Genomic DNA, 3,798 nt, shown 5'->3' with positions numbered 1-3,798 from the left:
GGGGTGATCCGGTGCAAGTCGCTGACAAGAACAACACATCGAGGCCCTGCAGAACGGGCGACTAGACTTCTACGAGCGGCTGCGACGGAGGCTTGAGATGAGACCGTCCGAGATCATCCTGCACGGTTTCCGGGGCCACCCGCTGCATCCACCACTCACTGACGCCTCGATCGGGGCGTACACGGTCGCGACGTTCGCTGTGGTCGCCGGCTGGCTGGGATGGTCCGAGTCACTCATGGTCGGGACCGGGTTCGTGGCCACTACGGTCGGATTGGTCCTCGCGTTGCCCACAGCGGTCACCGGTCTGGTCGATCTCTTGCACATCCCACGCGACGTGGGAGCACGACGAACGGCTTGGCTACACCTCGGCATCATGGTGTCGGCGACCGTGCTGTTCCTCGTCGCTGCCGTGTTGTTGTACCCCGGGTACGTGGACGGCGACGTACCCACGAGCGCGGCGGTGACGACGGTCGTTGCTTTCGCCGTTCTGACAGCTGGCGGCTGGGTGGGCGGCGCACTTGCCTACGTCCACGGCATCCGCGTCCTGAACGAACCCAACGCCTCCTTGGACCAGGCGCTCCGTCCCAGGGCCCCTGAACACGGCGCCAACCTGCCCTCGTAGCTGGCCACCTCCGAGCCGTTCGCTGAGATGACGGACATGGAACCCGACGAAGATCCCCGCAGTCAGCTGGTCGTGTTGCCCGGGCTCAGGTCGTAGACGAAGTCGGCGACTTGTTGCGGGCTGCCCTTGATCTCCTCGATCTTGTGTCCCGTCTGAGGTCGGAGGTTCCAGGTCGACGGTGGCCCATGACCACAGGACAACTCCCGGTTCGGTGTGGAGGGGACGCACCTCCATCCACATGGCGAGGGCGTTGAGGACGAGCTTGAGCGCACGGTCCGCCTCCGTGGGCACGCATCTGGACCCTCTGCCCTTCTCCTTCGGCACGGCCATCCCAGACTCGCGACTCGAACTGCTCGATGCCGGACACGGACTCTGGCTCGGTCACCCCGACACCGTCGCACAGCTGGTCGAGGAGTTCGTGACAGCCTGACGGGTGACCCGAAGTCCAAGGCCAAGTCTGTCGTTCTCGCTGACGAGGGCGCACGCCTGGCTGAGCAGCTGTTCCTGAAGATGTTCGGCGTAGAGGACGCGGAAACCAGCTGAGCCGGCCGAGGGATCAGACCCAGTCCATAGCCCGCAGCGACAACCTGACCGCGCCGACGCAGTAGACCGAAGCCTGTCGGTGATATGTAAGGCTCTCTGCCGGAGGAGGGAGCCGCCTTGGATAGCGAGTGGGACGAGTGGCAGCACGATGTCGTCGCGTTCGTCCTCGAGGCTCTTCCGTCTCCGCCGTGTCGCGTCCTGGACGTCGGCTGCGGCAACGGATGGCTGGTCCGAGCGCTCGACGGCCGTGACTACGACACCCATGGAGTCGATTCCTCAGGCACCCGATGGCGATCCGCTGTTGACACGCTCGCGGCTCGAGGAGTTCGAACCCGACAGTCTGTTCGATGCGGTGCTCGCGGTGTTACCGCTGCACCACATCGACGATGTCGATCTCGTCATCGCCAAGATCGTGCGGTCGCTTGTGTCGGACGGTCTGCTGCTCTGCGTCGAGTTCGCATGGGACCGCTTCGACGATGACACGGCACCCTGGACCCTCAGTCCCCTTCCACGGGTTGGGCGTGCCGGGCCTGCAGCTTCCACCCGTCGGACATCCGCACCCAGACGTCCGTCATCCGGAACACGGTGTTGCGCGCGAGATCACCCATGCGTGCCTGCTGTCGGTACCTGCTGCGCACTATCGCGCAGCCCTCGAAGGCCTGCACCGTCAGCTCCTCGAACTCGTAGTGGTCGATCTCGTACCGGTGCTCGGTCACGCGCATCCACTCGTCGCGCGACCGCACCTCCTTCCCAGGTCGGCCTGTGGTGAGGGTGAACCCATCCCCCAGGAGACGTTCGAGCGCACCCATGTCACGAGCTTGGACCGCCCGGATCAGCTCGTGCTCCAGCTCGATGATGTAGGCGTCGGCGGGAACGCGGCCCGTCACCAGCGCAGCTCGATCTCGAGCTCGGCACCCTCTCCGCCCATCTCGATCTCGATCTCGAAGGTCACCTCGTCCGGGACCGCGACGGTGAACCGTTTGCCGTCACGCACGAACGAGATCTCGTTCTGTCGGGCGAGGTCGTCTGCGAGCGCGCGGAGACGATCCGCCGCGGCCTCTCGTCCCAAGCGCTCCTCGGTCGCGTGCTCGAACTCCACGGCGCCTCCTCCTGGGTCGGTTGTTGCTGGATGGTGCCCGTACCAGTGTTGCAGGGGGTCGCTGCTCGGGAACTCCTATCCTGTGCACCGTGGACCGCGCCTCGAGACCCCCCGCCTACGCCTGGGACTGGTTCTCACGCCAGAAACTGCTGTGGCGCGAATCACGCAAGCGTCTGGCGACCGGACCGCACCGGACGGCACCTCGGTACCGCAGGTCCGATACCAAGGCCGACGTGATGGCGCTGTTGAAGCACGACTACCAACGCGACGACCACGTCCGCCAGATCGTCGGCAAGGTGATCGCCGAGATCACCTTCCTCGGGCGCACCGACGAACCCTTCGAGCAGCTCGGAGCGCGCAACGCCCCCCGCGGCATGCGCTGGTGGTGGAAGGCGCTGACCGGCGAGGAGGTCGGACGGATCCAGCCACCCGAGCCCGCACACCGGCAGCTGCAGCTCGGCCTCGACGAGGTCCACGAGGGCCTCGGAGGCTGAGCGCTACTCCTCGGCGTCGAGCTCCAGGGCACAGGAGTTGATGCAGTAGCGCTTGCCGGTCTGGTCCCGCGGACCGTCGTCGAAGACGTGACCCAGGTGTCCGTCGCACCGCGCGCAGCGGACCTCGGTGCGCACCATGCCGTGGCGGTGATCCTCGTGGAGGGTCACCGCGTCGGGGTCGATCGCCTCCCAGAAGCTCGGCCAGCCGGAACCGGACTCGAACTTGGTGTCGGACTCGAAGAGCTCGGCGCCGCAACCCGCGCAGCGGTAGGTGCCGGGCGTCTTCTCGTCCCAGAGCGCCCCACTGAAGGCACGCTCCGTCCCGCCCTCACGCAGCACCTCGTACTGCTCCGGGTCGAGACGGTCGCGCCACTCTTCCTCGCTGAGCTGGATCTGTTGCTCCGGCATGGTCGCTCCTCGTCGTGTCGTGGCTGCAACGTCAGTTCCGCGGAGGTTGTTCCTCCGCGCGGTGCAGGGGGTGGCCGCCGAACTGGTTGCGCATGAGCGCAACGGCCTTGGCGGCGGGCGAGTCGACGTCGCGGTAGGCCATCAACATCTGCTGAGCGCTCGCGACCGCGGGGGTGGGTACGTCCCGCCGCATGGCCCACTCGAGCACCCACTTGACCTCCCCCGTGTCCTCGACGTAGGTCGACAACGCATCGAGACCGGCGGGCACGTCCGCCTCGGGTCCCACGCCTCCCTCACGCAGCGAGTTGGCCATCAGTTGCACGAGCCAGCTCCGTATCACGGTCCCGTTGTTCCAGTGCTCGAACAGGGCTGCCAGATCCAGCTCGTGCTCGGAGCGGACCAGCAGCTCCACGCCCTCACCGATCGCCTGGAGCATGCCGAACTCGATCGCGTTGTGCACCAGTTTCACGAAGTGACCCGACGACGCCCCACCGACGTGGTGCACCGCTCCACAGCCTTGGGGGGAACGCACGGTTGTCACCCCCCACGTTCGTGACGTGCCGGTCCGGCCCCCATGGTGTGCGGACCCGGGCACGGATACGGAGCCAGCGATGCAGGACGTGATCGTCGGG

At 66.6% G+C, this 3,798-nt stretch carries 8 protein-coding genes; 4 read left to right on the top strand and 4 right to left on the bottom strand.

Going from position 1 to position 3,798, the window contains the following annotated elements; all coding sequences use genetic code 11:
- The first annotated feature begins 97 nt into the window (after positions 1–97).
- The 3 genes from KY469_22630 to KY469_22620 all read left to right on the top strand — a co-directional run bounded on the left by KY469_22630 (position 98) and on the right by KY469_22620 (position 1,645).
- Positions 98–622, top strand: coding sequence for a DUF2231 domain-containing protein (locus KY469_22630; protein MBW3665890.1), 525 nt, complete (start codon positions 98–100; stop codon positions 620–622).
- 283 nt (positions 623–905) lie between these two features.
- Positions 906–1,052 carry a glycoside hydrolase family 6 protein gene (locus KY469_22625; GenBank protein ID MBW3665889.1) on the top strand — a complete coding sequence of 49 codons (147 nt, stop codon included), beginning with the start codon at positions 906–908 and terminating at the stop codon, positions 1,050–1,052.
- A gap of 230 nt (positions 1,053–1,282) precedes the next feature.
- Entirely contained in the window at positions 1,283–1,645 is a 363-nt protein-coding gene (locus tag KY469_22620) for a hypothetical protein (protein ID MBW3665888.1), read from the top strand.
- 17 nt (positions 1,646–1,662) lie between these two features.
- On the opposite strand, the gene KY469_22615 is transcribed toward KY469_22620, so the two are convergent.
- Positions 1,663–2,052: a nuclear transport factor 2 family protein gene (locus KY469_22615; GenBank protein ID MBW3665887.1), complete on the bottom strand. Its 390-nt coding sequence runs from the start codon at positions 2,050–2,052 to the stop codon at positions 1,663–1,665.
- On the bottom strand, positions 2,049–2,264 hold the full coding sequence (locus KY469_22610; GenBank protein MBW3665886.1) for an amphi-Trp domain-containing protein: 216 nt from the start codon (positions 2,262–2,264) through the stop codon (positions 2,049–2,051). The genes KY469_22615 and KY469_22610 overlap by 4 nt, the downstream gene beginning before the upstream one ends.
- A gap of 89 nt (positions 2,265–2,353) precedes the next feature.
- Here KY469_22610 and KY469_22605 point away from each other — a divergent pair, with 89 nt between their 5' ends.
- Positions 2,354–2,758, top strand: coding sequence for a hypothetical protein (locus KY469_22605; protein MBW3665885.1), 405 nt, complete (start codon positions 2,354–2,356; stop codon positions 2,756–2,758).
- A 3-nt stretch (positions 2,759–2,761) separates the two neighbouring features.
- Here the strand turns inward: KY469_22605 and msrB are convergent, their stop codons facing one another.
- Positions 2,762–3,166 (bottom strand): peptide-methionine (R)-S-oxide reductase MsrB, encoded by a 405-nt coding sequence (msrB, locus tag KY469_22600; GenBank protein ID MBW3665884.1) that lies wholly within the window; start codon positions 3,164–3,166, stop codon positions 2,762–2,764.
- Positions 3,167–3,197: 31 nt separating this feature from the next.
- Entirely contained in the window at positions 3,198–3,698 is a 501-nt protein-coding gene (locus KY469_22595) for a hypothetical protein (protein MBW3665883.1), read from the bottom strand.
- Positions 3,699–3,798: the final 100 nt, after the last annotated feature.

This window comes from Actinomycetota bacterium, assembly GCA_019347575.1.
GTDB lineage: Bacteria > Actinomycetota > Nitriliruptoria > Nitriliruptorales > Nitriliruptoraceae > JAHWKY01.
This window is presented reverse-complemented; position numbering and strand designations above follow the sequence as displayed.